This window comes from Pseudomonas canadensis, from assembly GCF_000503215.1.
Classification (GTDB): domain Bacteria; phylum Pseudomonadota; class Gammaproteobacteria; order Pseudomonadales; family Pseudomonadaceae; genus Aquipseudomonas; species Aquipseudomonas canadensis.
In genome coordinates this window covers 922,843-939,351 of sequence record NZ_AYTD01000013.1, presented here as the reverse complement: position 1 = coordinate 939,351, position 16,509 = coordinate 922,843, and the positions used below count along the sequence as shown (strand labels likewise).

Annotated in this window: 17 protein-coding genes; all 17 read left to right on the top strand. The window is 61.8% G+C overall.

The window, feature by feature from the left end; translation table 11 throughout:
• Nucleotides 1-44 precede the first annotated feature (44 nt).
• The 17 genes from U367_RS0113185 (at nucleotide 45) to fliP (ending at nucleotide 16,508) form a co-directional block, all read left to right on the top strand.
• Complete coding sequence (locus tag U367_RS0113185; protein ID WP_028617330.1) at nucleotides 45-1,256, top strand: sensor histidine kinase; 1,212 nt, start codon at nucleotides 45-47, stop codon at nucleotides 1,254-1,256.
• A gap of 7 nt (nucleotides 1,257-1,263) precedes the next feature.
• A complete protein-coding gene (locus tag U367_RS0113180; protein ID WP_028617329.1) occupies nucleotides 1,264-2,640 on the top strand; it encodes a sigma-54-dependent transcriptional regulator in 1,377 nt (458 codons plus the stop codon).
• 132 nt (nucleotides 2,641-2,772) lie between these two features.
• Nucleotides 2,773-3,102: a flagellar hook-basal body complex protein FliE gene (gene fliE / locus U367_RS0113175; protein ID WP_015885194.1), complete on the top strand. Its 330-nt coding sequence runs from the start codon at nucleotides 2,773-2,775 to the stop codon at nucleotides 3,100-3,102.
• Between the two features lie 16 nt (nucleotides 3,103-3,118).
• Nucleotides 3,119-4,897 carry a flagellar basal-body MS-ring/collar protein FliF gene (fliF, locus tag U367_RS0113170; RefSeq protein ID WP_028617328.1) on the top strand — a complete coding sequence of 593 codons (1,779 nt, stop codon included), beginning with the start codon at nucleotides 3,119-3,121 and terminating at the stop codon, nucleotides 4,895-4,897.
• Nucleotides 4,890-5,909: a flagellar motor switch protein FliG gene (gene fliG / locus U367_RS0113165; protein WP_010208743.1), complete on the top strand. Its 1,020-nt coding sequence runs from the start codon at nucleotides 4,890-4,892 to the stop codon at nucleotides 5,907-5,909. The genes fliF and fliG overlap by 8 nt, the downstream gene beginning before the upstream one ends.
• A gap of 10 nt (nucleotides 5,910-5,919) precedes the next feature.
• Nucleotides 5,920-6,684, top strand: a complete 765-nt coding sequence (gene fliH / locus U367_RS0113160; RefSeq protein ID WP_028617327.1) for a flagellar assembly protein FliH — start codon at nucleotides 5,920-5,922, stop codon at nucleotides 6,682-6,684.
• Nucleotides 6,674-8,032 carry a flagellar protein export ATPase FliI gene (fliI, locus tag U367_RS0113155; protein ID WP_028617326.1) on the top strand — a complete coding sequence of 453 codons (1,359 nt, stop codon included), beginning with the start codon at nucleotides 6,674-6,676 and terminating at the stop codon, nucleotides 8,030-8,032. Before fliH ends, fliI begins: the two co-directional genes overlap by 11 nt.
• 3 nt (nucleotides 8,033-8,035) lie before the next feature.
• The gene (gene fliJ / locus U367_RS0113150) at nucleotides 8,036-8,485 is read left to right on the top strand and encodes a flagellar export protein FliJ (RefSeq protein ID WP_028617325.1); all 450 of its coding nucleotides are present in this window, start codon (nucleotides 8,036-8,038) and stop codon (nucleotides 8,483-8,485) included.
• A gap of 166 nt (nucleotides 8,486-8,651) precedes the next feature.
• Nucleotides 8,652-8,957 (top strand): STAS domain-containing protein, encoded by a 306-nt coding sequence (locus U367_RS0113145; protein WP_028617324.1) that lies wholly within the window; start codon nucleotides 8,652-8,654, stop codon nucleotides 8,955-8,957.
• Nucleotides 8,954-10,672 (top strand): ATP-binding SpoIIE family protein phosphatase, encoded by a 1,719-nt coding sequence (locus U367_RS0113140; RefSeq protein WP_028617323.1) that lies wholly within the window; start codon nucleotides 8,954-8,956, stop codon nucleotides 10,670-10,672. Before U367_RS0113145 ends, U367_RS0113140 begins: the two co-directional genes overlap by 4 nt.
• A 30-nt stretch (nucleotides 10,673-10,702) precedes the next feature.
• Entirely contained in the window at nucleotides 10,703-11,047 is a 345-nt protein-coding gene (locus U367_RS0113135) for an Hpt domain-containing protein (RefSeq protein ID WP_028617322.1), read from the top strand.
• Between the two features lie 854 nt (nucleotides 11,048-11,901).
• Nucleotides 11,902-13,242, top strand: a complete 1,341-nt coding sequence (locus U367_RS0113130) for a flagellar hook-length control protein FliK (RefSeq protein ID WP_028617321.1) — start codon at nucleotides 11,902-11,904, stop codon at nucleotides 13,240-13,242.
• Between the two features lie 97 nt (nucleotides 13,243-13,339).
• Entirely contained in the window at nucleotides 13,340-13,840 is a 501-nt protein-coding gene (gene fliL / locus U367_RS0113125; RefSeq protein ID WP_028617320.1) for a flagellar basal body-associated protein FliL, read from the top strand.
• Between the two features lie 9 nt (nucleotides 13,841-13,849).
• A complete protein-coding gene (gene fliM, locus U367_RS0113120) occupies nucleotides 13,850-14,818 on the top strand; it encodes a flagellar motor switch protein FliM (RefSeq protein WP_027603859.1) in 969 nt (322 codons plus the stop codon).
• A gap of 34 nt (nucleotides 14,819-14,852) precedes the next feature.
• Complete coding sequence (gene fliN, locus U367_RS0113115; protein ID WP_016976567.1) at nucleotides 14,853-15,320, top strand: flagellar motor switch protein FliN; 468 nt, start codon at nucleotides 14,853-14,855, stop codon at nucleotides 15,318-15,320.
• A 1-nt stretch (nucleotide 15,321) separates the two neighbouring features.
• Entirely contained in the window at nucleotides 15,322-15,765 is a 444-nt protein-coding gene (fliO, locus tag U367_RS0113110; protein WP_016976566.1) for a flagellar biosynthetic protein FliO, read from the top strand.
• The gene (gene fliP, locus U367_RS0113105) at nucleotides 15,765-16,508 is read left to right on the top strand and encodes a flagellar type III secretion system pore protein FliP (protein ID WP_016976565.1); all 744 of its coding nucleotides are present in this window, start codon (nucleotides 15,765-15,767) and stop codon (nucleotides 16,506-16,508) included. Before fliO ends, fliP begins: the two co-directional genes overlap by 1 nt.
• Nucleotide 16,509 lies beyond the last annotated feature (1 nt).

The following is a 16,509-nucleotide window of genomic DNA, read 5'->3' as shown; positions in this document are numbered from 1 at the left end:
GCAACGTTCCGTTTAACTGACGGTCAGCCAAGCGAGAGAGCATGATGCCCCACGCCGCCCAACATTCTTCCGGTCCTGCGATTGCAGGGCTGGTTCCCTCTGTAGAACAGCAAAGCCGCCAGGGCCTGGAACAGGCTTTTTCGCTGTTCAACCAGATGTCCAGCCAATTGACTGATTCCTACAGCCTGCTCGAAGCCCGGGTTTCTGAGCTCAAAGGCGAGTTGGCGGTGGTCAGTGCCCAGCGCATGGAAGAGCTGGCCGAGAAAGAACGCTTGGCCAACCGCCTGCAAAACCTGCTGTCGCTGCTGCCCGGCGGTGTGATCGTCATCGACGAAGAAGGCCGTGTGCGCGAAGCCAACCCGGCGGCCTGCGACATGCTTGGCCTGCCGTTGGAAGGCGAACTGTGGCGGCATGTCATCACCCGCTGCTTTGCGCCGCGTGAAGACGACGGTCACGAAATTTCCCTGAAAGACGGCCGCCGCTTGTCCATTGCCACTCGTTCCCTGGACGCAGAGCCAGGCCAACTGGTGTTGCTCAATGACCTGACTGAAACCCGTCACCTGCAAGACCAGTTGGCGCGCCATGAGCGTTTGTCATCCCTGGGGCGCATGGTCGCTTCTTTGGCGCATCAGATCCGCACGCCGCTGTCGGCGGCGCTGATCTACGCCAGTCATTTGACTGATGAGCAATTGCCTACCGCCACCCACCAGCGTTTTGCCGGTCGCCTCAAGGAGCGTCTGCACGAGTTGGAGCATCAGGTACGCGACATGCTGGTGTTCGCTCGCGGCGAATTGCCGCTGACCGACCGCATCACGCCGGCCGAGTTGATGCAGGCCCTGCAAGCGGCGGCCGCCGCCCATATTCAAGACGTCCAGGTGCGCTGGCAGTGCGACAGCCACCTCGGTGAGCTGCTGTGCAACCGCGACACGCTGGTGGGTTCGCTGCTCAACCTGATCGAAAACGCCACACAGGCCAGCGGCCCCGGTGCGCGGCTCAAGGTGCACCTGTACAACCGCGGGCAAAACCTGCGCCTGTGCATCAGCGACAGCGGCAGTGGTATCGAGCCCGCTGTGTTGCAGCGCCTGGGCGAACCCTTTTTCACCACCAAGACCAACGGTACCGGCCTGGGCCTGACCGTGGTCAAGGCAGTGGCACGTGCCCATCAGGGAGAATTGCAACTGCATTCCCGTGTTGGGCGTGGCACCTGTGCATTGATGACCTTGCCGCTGTTTTCCAGCGCGGCAAGCGCGGAGTAGAAAGGTTATGGCTATCAAGGTTCTGTTGGTGGAAGACGATCGCGCCCTGCGTGAAGCATTGGCTGACACGCTGCTGTTGGCGGGCCATGACTATCGGGCGGTCGGGTCTGCCGAGGACGCCTTGGAGGCGGTGGAGCAGGAGTCCTTCAGCCTGGTGGTCAGCGACGTCAACATGCCCGGCATGGACGGCCACCAGTTGCTCAGCCTGCTGCGTGCGCGCCAGCCGCAGTTGCCGGTGCTGCTGATGACCGCCCATGGCGCCGTCGAGCGTGCGGTCGACGCCATGCGCCAGGGCGCGGCGGATTACCTGGTCAAACCCTTCGAACCTAAAGCCTTGATCGAGCTGGTTGCGCGGCATGCCTTGGGCGTGATTTCGGCCAGTGAAGGCGAAGGCCCGATTGCCTTCGAGCCGGCCAGTGCGCAATTGCTGGAACTGGCGGCCCGCGTGGCGCGCAGCGATTCCACGGTGCTGATTTCCGGCGAGTCCGGCACGGGCAAAGAGGTGCTGGCACGTTACATCCACCAGCAATCGACTCGCGCCAAGCAGCCGTTTATCGCAATCAACTGCGCGGCGATCCCAGACAACATGCTCGAAGCCACACTGTTCGGCCACGAAAAGGGCTCCTTCACCGGCGCCATCGCGGCCCAGGCGGGCAAGTTCGAACAGGCCGACGGCGGCACCATCCTGCTCGATGAGATTTCGGAAATGCCCCTGGGCCTGCAAGCCAAGTTGCTGCGGGTGCTGCAGGAGCGTGAGGTTGAGCGCGTCGGCGCGCGCAAGCCGATCCAGCTGGATATCCGTGTAGTCGCCACCACCAACCGCGACCTGGCGGGCGAAGTGGCGGCGGGGCGCTTCCGTGAAGACTTGTTCTACCGGCTTTCGGTATTCCCGCTCGCCTGGCGCCCGTTGCGCGAACGCCCGGCGGATATCATTCCCCTGGCCGAGCGTCTGCTGAACAACCACGTCAAAAAAATGAAGCACGCCCAGGCGCGCCTGTCGGCCGAGGCCCAAGCCTGCCTGATCGCCTATCCATGGCCGGGCAATGTGCGGGAACTGGACAACGCCATCCAGCGCGCGCTGATCCTGCAACAGGGCGGCCTGATCCAGCCTCAGGATTTTTGCCTGGCCATGGGCAGCGGTGCGGCGCCGCTGCCAACCCTGGCCCCTGCGCCTATGGTTGCCGAAAACGAAACGGCCGGTGCGCTGGGCGACGATCTGCGTCGCCGTGAATTCCAGATGATCATCGACACCCTGCGCTCCGAGCGCGGCCGTCGCAAAGAGGCTGCCGAGCGTCTGGGCATCAGTCCGCGGACGTTGCGCTACAAGCTGGCGCAGATGCGCGATGCAGGGATGGATGTGGAAGCGTATCTGTTCGCCACATAATCGGTAACAAGGTCGACAAGGTTTGTCGCCTTTTCTTACGAGTTGAACCAGAGCTGGCACCCTTGTTGCTACCTTCCCTAGTAATTGCGGCGTAGCGTCAAAAAACATGCGGGTTGTCGGAGAGAGAAGTTCATGAGCCAGGGTATTGAGTTCAATCGGTTGATGTTGGATATGCGCTCCATGCAAATGGATGCCATGGCTCAACCGAAATCCGTCGCGCCAGCGCCGGAATTGGGCCAAAGCAGCTTCGCCGACATGCTCGGCCAGGCCATCAACAAAGTCAGTGACACCCAGCAAGCTTCCAGCCAGTTAGCCAACGCGTTCGAGATCGGCAAAAGCGGCGTGGACCTCACCGACGTGATGGTCGCCTCGCAAAAGGCCAGCGTTTCGTTCCAGGCGTTGACCCAGGTGCGTAACAAGCTGGTTCAGGCTTACCAAGACATCATGCAGATGCCGGTTTAAGGACGAGATTTAAGTCATGGCAGAAGCAGTCGTGGACAACGCACCCGCCAAGGCAGACGGCAAGCCGCCGCTGTTTGGCCTGTCGTTCCTGGAAAACCTCTCCGAAATGACCATGTTGCGTCAGGTGGGCCTGATGGTCGGCCTGGCTGCCAGCGTGGCGATTGGTTTTGCCGTGGTGCTGTGGTCGCAGCAACCCGATTACCGGCCGCTGTATGGCAGCCTGGCGGGCATGGATTCCAAGCAGATCATGGAAACCCTGGCCGCCGCCGACATCGCCTACACCGTAGAGCCCAACTCCGGGGCGCTGCTGGTCAAGGCCGACGATGTGGCCCGTGCGCGCATGAAACTCGCCGCCGCCGGCGTGACCCCGTCCGACAGCAACATCGGTTTTGAGATCCTCGACAAGGACCAGGGCCTGGGCACCAGTCAGTTCATGGAAGCCACCCGCTACCGTCGCGGCCTGGAAGGCGAGCTGGCGCGCACCATCTCCAGCCTGAACAACGTCAAGGGTGCCCGCGTGCACCTGGCCATTCCGAAAAGCTCGGTGTTTGTGCGCGACGAGCGCAAGCCAAGTGCCTCGGTCTTGGTAGAACTGTTTGCGGGCCGCTCCCTGGAGCCTGGCCAGGTCCTGGCGATCGTCAATCTGGTCGCCACCAGCGTGCCTGAACTGAGCAAGTCGCAGATCACTGTGGTCGACCAGAAGGGCAACCTGCTGTCCGACCAGGGCGAAAACTCCGCGCTGACTCAAGCCGGCAAGCAGTTCGACTACAGCCGCCGCGTCGAAAGCATGCTCACCCAGCGTGTGCACAACATCCTGCAACCGGTGCTGGGCAACGACCGCTACAAGGCTGAAGTGTCGGCCGATGTGGACTTCAGCGCCGTCGAGTCGACCTCCGAGCAATTCAACCCGGACCAGCCTGCCTTGCGCAGCGAGCAGTCCACCAGCGAACAACGCACCGCCGCCAATGGCCCGCCGCAAGGTGTGCCGGGCGCATTGAGCAACCAGCCGCCAGCCCCGGCTTCGGCGCCGCAAACCACCGGTGGCGCTACTGCCAGCGCTGGCGCGATTCAGCCAGGCCAGCCACTGCTGGATGCCAACGGCCAGCAAATCATGGACCCGGCCACTGGCCAGCCGATGCTCGCCCCGTACCCGGCGGACAAACGTAACCAGTCCACCAAGAACTTCGAGCTTGACCGTTCCATCAGCCACACCAAGCAGCAACAGGGTCGCGTCAATCGCCTGTCGGTCTCGGTGGTGGTGGATGACCAAGTCAAGGTCAATGCCGCTGACGGCGCCGTTACCCGTGCTCCATGGACCGCCGACGAATTGGCGCGCTTCACTCGCCTGGTGCAGGACGCCGTCGGTTTTGACGCCAGCCGTGGTGACAGTGTCAGCGTGATCAACATGCCGTTCTCCGCCGAGCGTGGCGAAGTGATCGCTGAACCGTCGTTCTACTCGCAGCCGTGGTTCTGGGACATCGTCAAGCAAGTGCTGGGTGTGTTGTTCATCCTGGTGCTGGTATTTGGTGTGCTGCGCCCAGTCCTCAACAACATCACCGGCAACGGCAAGAAACAGCTTGCACTTGCAGGTGGCGACGTGGAATTGGGTGGCATGGGCGGCCTCGACGGCGAACTGGCCAACGACCGCGTCAGCCTCGGCGGCCCGCAAAGCATCCTGTTGCCAAGCCCGAGCGAGGGTTACGACGCTCAGCTGAATGCAATCAAGAGTCTGGTAGCAGAAGACCCGGGCCGTGTGGCCCAGGTCGTGAAAGAGTGGATCAACGCAGATGAGTGATAATCGAGCCGCTGTTGCCAAGCTCACCAAGGTCGACAAAGCCGCAGTCCTGCTGCTGTCCCTCGGTGAAACCGACGCCGCCCAAGTGCTGCGCCACATGGGCCCCAAAGAGGTTCAGCGTGTTGGCGTGGCCATGGCGCAGATGCGCAATGTGCACCGCGAGCAAGTCGAGCAGGTGATGAGCGAGTTCGTCGAGATCGTCGGCGACCAGACCAGCCTGGGCGTTGGCTCCGACAGCTACATCCGCAAGATGCTCACCTCGGCCCTGGGCGAAGACAAGGCCAACGGCCTGATCGACCGTATCCTGCTCGGTGGCAACACCAGCGGCCTCGACAGCCTCAAATGGATGGAGCCGCGCGCCGTTGCCGACGTGATCCGCTACGAGCACCCGCAGATCCAGGCGATCGTGGTGGCCTACCTCGACCCGGACCAGGCCGGTGAAGTGCTCGGCCACTTCGACCATAAAGTGCGCCTGGACATCATCCTGCGCGTGTCGTCGCTGAACACCGTGCAGCCGGCGGCCCTGAAAGAACTCAACACGATTCTGGAGAAGCAGTTCTCTGGCAACTCGAATGCCTCGCGTACCACCCTGGGCGGTATCAAGCGCGCGGCCGACATCATGAACTTCCTCGACAGCTCGGTCGAAGGCCAGTTGATGGACTCGATCCGCGAGATCGACGACACCCTGTCCGGCCAGATCGAAGACCTCATGTTCGTGTTCAACAACCTCTCCGATGTCGACGACCGTGGCATCCAGGCGTTGCTGCGCGAAGTGTCCTCCGACGTGCTGGTGCTGGCCCTCAAGGGCTCGGACGAAAACGTCAAAGAGAAGATCTTCAAGAACATGTCCAAGCGCGCCTCGGAACTGTTGCGCGACGACCTGGAGGCCAAAGGCCCGGTGCGCGTCAGCGACGTGGAAACCGCGCAGAAAGAAATCCTCACCATTGCCCGCCGTATGGCCGAAGCCGGAGAAATCGTTCTCGGCGGGAAGGGCGGCGAAGAAATGATCTAAGGCGCCTTTCATGTCGAACAAAGATGAGGCGCCCAGCGATCTGATTCGCGCGCGGGACGTCGGTGGGTTCGACATCTGGTCGTTGCCCAGCTTCGACCCGCATGTGCCGGAGCCTGAACCGGAGCCAGTAATCGAGCCGCCGGCGGAGATGGAAGAAGTGCCGCTGGAGGAAGTCCAGCCACTGACCTTGGAAGAATTGGAAGCTATCCGCCAGGAGGCCTACAACGAGGGCTTCGCGGCGGGTGAAAAAGATGGTTTTCGCAGCACCACCCTCAAGGTCCGCCAGGAAGCCGAGGAGGCGCTGAGCGTCAGACTGGCCAGCCTGGAACGCTTGATGGGCGGGCTGTTCGACCCCATCGCCGAGCAGGATGCGCAAATCGAAAAAGCCATGGTCGAGCTGGTGCAGCACATCGCTCGCCAAGTGATCCAGCGCGAATTGGTGCTGGACTCCAGCCATATCGAAAGCGTGATGCGCGAAGCCCTCAAGCTGCTGCCCCTGGGTGTCGGCAATGTACGGCTGTACATCAATCCTCAGGATTTCGAACAGGTCAAAGCCCTGCGCGAGCGCCATGAAGAAACCTGGCGGATCGTCGAGGACGCTTCGCTGCAGCCCGGTGGTTGCCGCGTCGAGACCGAACACAGCCGCATCGATGCCACGGTGGAGACCCGCATCAGCCAGATCATGGCCAAGCTGCTGGACCAGGCCCACGAGCAGGTGCTGAACCCTGCCGAGCCGGACCTCAGCCTGGACCTGGACGCCCCCGATGCGCCTTGATCGCACCAGCTTCGCCAAGCGCTTGAGCGGTTATACCGACGCCGCCGAGTTGCCTGGCCAGCCGATCCTTGAAGGTCGCCTGCTGCGCATGGTCGGCCTGACCCTCGAAGCCGAAGGCCTGCGCGCCGCCATGGGCAGCCGCTGCATGGTGATCAACGACGACAGCTACCACCCGGTGCAGGTCGAAGCCGAAGTGATGGGGTTTTCGGGCAACAAGATTTTCCTGATGCCCGTGGGCAGCCTGGCGGGCATTGCCCCCGGCGCCCGTGTGGTGCCCTTGGCCGACACCGGCCGCCTGCCGATGGGCATGAGCATGCTCGGCCGCGTACTCGACGGCGCCGGCCGCGCGCTGGATGGCAAGGGCGGCATGAAGGCTGAAGATTGGGTGCCGATGGACGGCCCCACCATCAACCCGCTCAACCGTAACCCCATCAGCGTGCCGCTGGACGTGGGCATTCGCAGCATCAACGGATTATTGACGGTCGGCCGTGGCCAGCGTCTGGGCCTGTTTGCCGGTACCGGCGTGGGTAAGTCGGTGCTTCTCGGTATGATGACGCGCTTTACCGAGGCTGACATCATCGTGGTCGGGCTGATCGGCGAACGGGGCCGCGAGGTGAAGGAATTCATCGAGCACAGCCTCGGTGAAGAAGGCCTCAAGCGCTCGGTCGTCGTCGCGTCCCCGGCGGACGATGCACCGCTGATGCGCCTGCGCGCCGCCATGTACTGCACGCGCATCGCCGAATATTTCCGTGACAAGGGCAAGAACGTCCTGTTGCTGATGGACTCGCTCACGCGTTTCGCCCAGGCCCAGCGGGAAATCGCCCTGGCCATCGGCGAACCGCCGGCCACCAAAGGCTATCCGCCGTCAGTGTTCGCCAAGTTGCCCAAGCTGGTGGAGCGTGCCGGTAACGCCGAAGCCGGTGGTGGCTCGATCACCGCGTTCTATACCGTGCTGTCCGAAGGCGATGACCAGCAGGACCCGATTGCCGACTCGGCGCGGGGTGTACTTGACGGTCACATCGTGCTGTCGCGGCGTCTGGCCGAAGAGGGGCATTACCCGGCTATCGATATCGAAACGTCCATCAGCCGGGTGATGCCGGCAGTGGTGACGCCGGAACACATGATCCGCGCGCAACAATTCAAGCAATTGTGGTCGCGCTATCAACAGAGCCGCGACCTGATCAGCGTCGGCGCCTACGTGGCTGGCGGCGATCGCGACACCGACCTGGCCATCGCCCTGCAACCGCAGTTGGTGACCTACCTGCGCCAGGGCCTCAACGACAAGATCAGCATGGGCGAAAGCGAAGCGCACCTGCAATCGATCTTCGCCCCGGCGCCGGGCGGTTAAGCCATGGCCAACAGCCGCGCCGCACGCCTGGCTCCGGTGGTGGACATGGCCGAAAAGGCCGAGAAAACCGCCGTGCAGCGCCTGGGTTATTTCCAGGGGCAAGTCCGTTTGGCGGAGAGCAAGCTGGGCGACTTGGAGCGTTTTCGCGGCGAGTACCAGCAGCAGTGGATCGAGCGGGGCAGCAAAGGCGTCTCGGGCCAGTGGTTGATGGGCTACCAGGGCTTTCTCAATCAGTTGGAAACGGCCGTCGGCCAGCAGCGCCAGAGCCTGGCCTGGCACCAGAACAACCTCGATAAAGCCCGCGAGAGCTGGCAAGCAGCGTTTGCCCGGGTCGAAGGTTTGCGCAAATTGGTGCAGCGTTATATCGACGAAGCACGCGCGCTTGAAGACAAGCGCGAGCAAAAGCTGCTCGACGAACTGTCCCAGCGCCTTCCACGCCAGTCCCAGTTCTAAATGTGGGAGCGGGCTTGCTCGCGAATGCGGTGGGTCAGTCACAAATATATCAACTGACACGCCGTATTCGCGAGCAAGCCCGCTCCTACAGTTGATTTGTGGTGTTGCTCAGATCGGGTTCGCCTGCTAAACCTTGTGTCATTGCCAATGACAAGGAAGCAGTCGCATGTCAGTCGAGTCAGAAGTATCCCTGGATGGGAAGAAGTTGATGATCGCGGTCAAGGGCCGGTTTGATTTCGGCAGCCATCAGGCGTTTCGCGATGCCTACGAGCGTTTCTACAAAGTGCCCGAGTTGTACGTCGTCGACTTGAAGGAGGCCACCTACATGGACAGCTCCGCCCTGGGCATGCTCCTGCTGTTGCGTGACCATGCCGGTGGCGATAATGCTGAAGTCCAGGTAATCAACAGCAACTCCGACGTGCGCAAGATCCTCGCCATCTCCAACTTCGACAAACTGTTCGACATCAGTTGAGCGCCCTGGCCCCGGTCCTCGAACCGCTGACGATCCTGATCGCCGAAGACAGCGCCGCCGATTTGCTGTTGCTGTCGACCATCGTGCGGCGCCAGGGTCACCAGGTACTTACGGCCACCAATGGCGCTGAAGCGGTCGAGGTGTTTACCCGCGAGCGCCCGCAACTGGTGTTGATGGATGCGCTGATGCCGGTGATGGACGGCTTTGAGGCAGCACGGCGAATCAAGCAGTTGGCGGGCGAAGAGCTGGTGCCGCTGATTTTCCTCACTTCCCTGCGCGAGAGCGAAGCGCTGGCCCAGTGCCTGGATGCCGGCGGCGATGACTTCCTGCCAAAACCCTACAACCAGTTGATTCTCGCGGCGAAAATCAACGCCATGGACCGCCTGCGCCGGTTGCAGGCCACGGTCCTGCAACAGCGCGACCTGATCGCCAAGCATCACGACTACCTCCTGCATGAGCAGCGGGTGGCCAAGGCGGTGTTCGATAAGGTCGCGCATTCGGGCTGCATCAATGCCGCGCCGAATATCCGCTACCTGCAATCGCCCTATGCGCTGTTCAACGGCGACCTGCTGCTGGCGGCCTATACGCCGTCCGGCGACATGCACGTGCTGCTCGGCGACTTCACTGGTCATGGCCTGCCGGCGGCGGTGGGGGCCATGCCCCTGGCGGAAGTCTTCTACGGCATGACCGCCAAGGGTTACGGCCTGGCACAAACCCTGCGCGAGATGAACGCCAAGCTCAAACGCATCCTGCCGGTGGACATGTTCTGCTGCGCCACCCTGTTGTGCCTGAGCACGCAGCGGCGGGTGGTGGAGGTGTGGAGCGGCGGCATGCCCGAAGGCTACGTGCATGAAATTGCCACCGGCAAACGCACGCCGCTGGAATCGCGGCATTTGCCGTTGGGGGTGCTGTCGGCTGAGGCCTTTGATGATCGCACTGAAGTCTGGCCGATGGCCCTGGGTGATCGGGTGTTCCTGTTGTCCGATGGGGTGCTGGATACCGCAGATGCCAACGACCAATTGTTCGGCGCCGAACGTTTACAGCAGGTGTTTGCTGCCAATCGCGAGCCTGATCGTTTATTTGAAGATATCGAACAGGCACTGGCGGCGTTTCGCGGTGAAGTGCGCGATGACGTGAGCATGGTGGAAATCACCCTGCAGCCTGGCCAGCAACTGCGTGCCTCGGGGCCGTTGTATGCGGACAGCGGGCAATCGTGTCCGTTGGATTGGTCGGTGAGTTTCGAGTTTCGCGCTGAAACCTTGAAGCGTTACAACCCGTTGCCCTATCTGCTGCAACTGTTGTTGGAGATCCATGGCCTGCGCGAGCAGAGCGGGGCGCTCTACAGTGTGATGGCGGAGCTGTATTCGAATGCGCTGGAACATGGGGTGCTGGGGCTGGATTCGCGTCTCAAGTGTGATGCTCAAGGGTTTGCCGAGTATTACCGTCAGCGTAATGACCGCCTGGCGCAACTGAACAGTGGGTATATACGGGTGCATGTGCAGGTGGTGCCGGTTGGGGCGGGTGGGAAGATAACCCTGCGCATTGAGGATAGCGGTCTGGGGTTTGATGTGGAGCAGGTGCTGGCGCGGCCGCTGGATATGGACCGTCTGTCTGGCCGGGGTTTGAGCCTGGTGCGGCAATTGAGCAGCGATGTAGGCTGGTCGGATGGTGGGCGTAGTGTCTGCGTGGAGTTTTGCTGGGAGGCTCTGGCATAATCCGCCGATTCTTGATCAAGGAGCGAGCAAGTGGTTGATCTACATCTGGACCCGGCGGTGTTGTCGGGGTTGCAGGAAGTCATGGAAGGCGAGTATCCGAAGTTGCTTGATACCTTTCTTGATGATTCCCAGAAACGTGTCGAGGCGCTGCGCAAGGCTAGGGATGATGCGAAGGCGTTGGGGCGGATTGCGCATAGTTTCAAGGGGAGTAGTGGGAACCTTGGGGCGGTGAGGTTGGCGCAGTTGTGTCAGCGGTTGGAGGTGGAGTCTGTTGAGTCCAATGCAGATTTGGGGGCGTTGGTGGATCAGATTGATCATGAGTTTGCGTTGGTGAAGCCGTTGTATGAGACGGAGCGGCAGCGGTTTCAGATTTGAATGAGTACATATCCGTTGCTGCGGTAACGGCTGGTATTGGTTCCGCCCTTACGGCGGCTCACTTTTGAACAGCGCAAAAGTAAGCAAAACGCTCTTGCCCCAACACTCGGCACCTCGCTTAGGCTCGGTGTGCCCTCACTCCGGCTTTGGAGCGTGGGCCGCCGCGATGGGCCATCCTTGGCCCAGCGCGGCTAACCCGGCGTCCTGCCGGGTTACCCACGCTCCAAAGCCTGCGTTCGGCCAGCGTGTTTGACGGGGCGCCTCAGATCAAGATCAAGAGCGACTCGCTTCGCATCGTGGATACGCGGTCCCTGTAGGAGCCGGCTTGCCGGCGAAAAACGTGAGAACGCCGCGTTCATCCAGACACCCCACGTCATCGTTAACGACCATCGCCGGCAAGCCAGCTCCTACAATGAACCGCGTTTGCCTTTGCCTTTGCTTCACACCACTCAAGCCGGCTGTCAGGCCGCTGTGCTCTTGCTTTTGATCTTGATCTTAGGCGCCCCGTCAAACACGCTGGCCGGAATTCGACAGGGATTTGGGGGGTAAACCGGCAGGGATGCCGGTTTAGCCGCCCCGCGCCATGGATGGCGCGGGGCGGCGGCCCCCCGAATCACTGTCGGATTACGGGCATACCGAGCCTAGGCGAGGTACCGAGTGTTGGGGCAAGAGCCTTTTGGTTACTTTTGGGCTCTTTTCAAAAGTGACCCGCCGTAAGGGCGGAACCAATATCAGCCGTTACCTAAAAAACGGATATGTACTCAATAAAACCAACCGACCCCAAACCTGGCCCAACTCTTGCTCTACCTCCCAATACTGCATCCCCGACCCCCATGCAGTGGAGACCTTTACCTATGCCAGTCGCCCCGAATTCGCTCCTTCAGGCTGCCCCCGCGGCCAAGCCTCAAGCGCCCGCCGCCAACCCACCGGCAGCGGCTGCGGACCCACGGGACAAGGGCCCTGGCTTCGCTCAAGTGTTCGCCAACCAGGCTTCCAAACCCACGACCAAGGCCGACGACAATTCGCCCAAGCCCACCGCCGGCAAGTCCTCCGACGCCAGTGCCAAGCCAGCGGCAAGCAGCGACAAACCTGCCGCCAGCACGCCAGCCGTTGCCGATAGCGGCAAACCCTTGCCTGCCACCCCGCCGGCCAAGACTGACGACAGCGCCAGCAAGGATGACGAAGCGTCAACCGACCCGACCCTGGTACAGCAGCCTCCAGCTGACCCGGTGGTCGATCCGGCTCTGATTGCCACCGTCACTCCAGTCGCCGTGCCAGTGCCGGTGGAAACCCCGGCGCCTGTCACCACAGCCAAGGATGACAAGACCCAGCCGGTAGTCGCGGCACCCGTCGCGGCCACCGAGGAAGCCAAGCCGGTCTTTGATCCGGAAGCCGACCCATTGGACGCCATGCCAGCCGTGCGCCTGGCGATGGAGCAGGGCGGTCATGTCTCGGCCAGCAGTCAGGCCCAGGCCAAAACCGCCCCGGCGCCAACTCAGGATCAACCCACCGCCGCACAGAACTTTGCCGCCGGCCTGGCCAATATGGTCGACCAGCAAGCCACCAAGGACAGCACTGACACGGGCGGTGACAAGGCCTTCGGCGGGTTGATCGAGGACGGCCTCAAGGACCTGAAAAACGCCAGCAGCGACACTCGTGTCGACGACTTCGCCAACCGCCTGGCTGCATTGACCCAGGCCGCCACGCCGAAAACCGCCAACGCCTTGCCGCCGGTAACCAATGCGCCGTTGGCCATGCACCAGAGCGGCTGGACCGATGAAATCGTCAACCGCGTGATGTACCTCTCCAGCGCCAACCTCAAGTCAGCGGAGATCCAGTTGCAGCCGGCTGAACTCGGTCGCCTGGATATCAAGGTCAACATGACCGCCGACCAGCAAGCCCAGGTCAACTTCATGAGCGCCCACCCGGTGGTACGTGAAGCCTTGGAAAGCCAGTCCGGCCGCTTGCGGGAGATGTTCGCCCAGCAGGGCATGGGGCAGGTGGATGTGAACGTGTCCGACCAGTCCCGTGGCCAGGAGCAACAGCAGCAACAGGCCCAGACCCGTGGCGTGAGCGGCAGCGGCGGGCGCGGTGGTGATAACGGCGACAGTGGTAACCACATTGATGTGGCTGAGGCCGTGGCGCCAGTCACCTCAACCGTGATCGGTTCAAGCGCGGTCGACTACTACGCCTAGCTCGCTCCTACAGGGATGTGCCAGACAACTCTGGCATAACACTTGCTCTTGCCTTTCCGTAGATCTATGAATCCCCGAATAGTGACGGATTATTGGCATGGCGAAGAGCGACGACGCAGCAAAAGCACCCGCAGGCAAAGGTAAGCTCAAGCTTATCCTGTTGATAGTCGTGGGCCTGCTCCTGGCCATCGGCGCCTCGGTCGGCGGCACCTGGTACATCATGCACAGCAGTGCCAGCAAGCCGGCACCCGCCGCCGAAACCGCCAGTAACGTCAAGCAACCGGCAATCTTCGAGCCGATGCTTCCGGCCTTTGTCGCCAACTTCAATCAGAATGGCCGCCAACGCTACCTGCAGGTGAGCATCACCTTGCTGGCGCGCAATGCTTCGGACCTGGACGCCCTCAAGGTGCATATGCCGGTGATCCGCAACAACTTGGTGATGCTGTTCTCCAGCCAGAGCTTCGACACACTTGCCACCCCGGTGGGCCAGGAAATGCTGCGCCAGAAGGTCACAGCCAGCGTGCAGGAAGTGGCCCAGAAGGAACTCGGCAAAGTCGTGGTCGAGCAGGCGCTCTTCACTAACTTCGTATTGCAGTAGGATCACGACATGGCCGTGCAAGACCTGCTGTCCCAGGATGAGATCGATGCGCTGCTGCATGGCGTCGACGATGGTCTGGTACAGACCGAAATGGCTGCCGAGCCCGGCAGCGTCAAAAGTTATGACCTCACCAGCCAGGATCGCATCGTCCGTGGACGCATGCCGACGCTGGAGATGATCAACGAACGTTTCGCCCGTTATACCCGCATCAGCATGTTCAATATGCTGCGCCGCTCGGCGGATGTGGCGGTGGGCGGCGTGCAGGTGATGAAGTTCGGTGAATACGTGCACTCGTTGTACGTGCCGACCAGCCTCAACCTGGTCAAGATCAAGCCGTTGCGCGGTACCGCGCTGTTCATCCTGGATGCCAAGCTGGTGTTCAAACTGGTGGACAACTTCTTCGGCGGCGACGGCCGTCACGCCAAGATCGAGGGCCGTGAGTTCACCCCGACCGAATTGCGGGTAGTGCGCATGGTGCTGGAGCAGGCCTTCATCGACTTGAAGGAAGCCTGGCAGGCGATCATGGAAGTCAATTTCGAGTACATCAACTCGGAAGTGAACCCGGCCATGGCCAACATCGTCGGCCCCAGCGAAGCCATTGTGGTGTCCACCTTCCACATCGAACTCGATGGCGGTGGCGGCGACCTGCACGTGACCATGCCGTACTCGATGATCGAGCCGGTGCGCGAGATGCTCGACGCCGGTTTCCAGTCCGACCTGGACGATCAGGACGAGCGCTGGGTCAAGGCCCTGCGCGAAGACCTGCTGGACGTCGACGTACCCCTGAGCGCCACGGTGGCCCGTCGCCAGTTGCGCCTGCGCGATATTTTGCACATGCAGCCAGGGGACATCATCCCCGTCGAATTGCCCGACGAAATGATCATGCGCGCCAATGGTGTGCCGTCATTCAAGGTCAAGCTCGGTTCCCACAAGGGCAACTTGGCTCTTCAAGTGGTCGAACCGATCAATCGTCGCTGATCAACACTCATTTTTGCTTCGCCGAGGACATGTAATGGCTACCGAACACGAAAACACTTCCGCCGAAGACCAGGCCCTGGCTGACGAATGGGCGGCTGCCCTGGAAGAAACCGGCGATGTTGGCCAGGATGACATCGATGCGCTGCTGGCCGCTGACGCCGCCACCTCTCCGGCCGGCAACCGTCTGCCGATGGAGGAATTCGGCAGCGTGCCGAAGAACAACGACCCGGTGACCCTCGACGGCCCGAACCTGGATGTGATCCTCGACATTCCCGTGTCGATCTCCATGGAAGTCGGCAGCACCGAAATCAACATCCGCAACCTGCTGCAACTCAACCAGGGTTCGGTGATCGAGCTGGACCGCCTGGCCGGTGAGCCGCTGGACGTGCTGGTCAACGGCACCCTGATTGCCCACGGCGAAGTGGTGGTGGTCAACGAGAAGTTCGGCATCCGCCTGACCGACGTGATCAGCCCGAGCGAACGCATCAAGAAGTTGCGCTGAGATGAAGTATTCGATGGCGGGACTGTTTCTGGCGCTGCCATTGAGCGCCCTCGCGGCTGAGCCGGCCGCGCAAGCCACCGCTGCCGCTGCACCAGTGGTGAGCAGCGGCATTGGCGGGCAATTGACCCAGCTGGTGCTGGGCTTGTTGCTGGTGGTGGGTTTGATCTTCGCACTGGCCTGGCTGCTGCGCCGGGTGCAGCGCGTGGGGCCGGGCAATGGCCAGGTGATCGAGATGATCGGTTCCCGCGCCCTCGGCCCGCGTGATCGGCTGGTGCTGGTGCAAGTGGGCGAGGAGCAGATCCTGCTGGGCATCACGCCCGGTCGCATCACTCCGCTGCATGTGCTCAAGACCCCGGTGAGCGTGGACCAGAGCCAGTCCGCCACGCCAGAATTCGCCCAGCGCCTGATGGAGTTGCTGGGCAAGGATCAGAAGGATAAGAAGTAATGCGCGTTTTATTGACGCTCATGCTGTTGCTGGCCGCGCCACTGGCGTTTGGCGCCGACCCGTTGTCGATCCCGGCGATCACGTTGGGCACCAACGCGGCCGGCGCGCAGGAGTATTCGGTCAGCCTGCAGATCCTGCTGATCATGACCGCGCTGAGCTTTATCCCGGCGTTCGTCATGCTGATGACCAGCTTCACGCGGATCATCATTGTGTTCTCGATCCTGCGCCAGGCCCTGGGCCTGCAGCAGACGCCGTCGAACCAGATCCTCACCGGCATGGCCTTGTTCCTGACGCTGTTCATCATGGCGCCGGTGTTCGACAAGGTGAACCAGCAAGCGCTGCAACCCTACCTGGCGGAGAAAATGACCGCCCAGGATGCGATCGACAAGGCCCAGGGCCCGATCAAGGATTTCATGCTGTCGCAGACCCGCTCCAGCGACCTTGAGCTGTTTATGCGTCTGTCCAAGCGTACCGACATCGCCACCCCGGACCAGGCACCGCTGACCATCCTGGTGCCGGCGTTCGTCACCTCCGAATTGAAAACCGCGTTCCAGATCGGCTTCATGATCTTCATTCCGTTCCTGATCATCGACCTGGTGGTGGCGAGCGTGCTGATGGCCATGGGTATGATGATGCTGTCGCCGTTGATCATCTCGTTGCCGTTCAAGATCATGCTGTTTGTGCTGGTCGACGGCTGGGCGCTGATTATCGGCACGTTGGCCGGCAGTTTCGGCGGGGTATAGC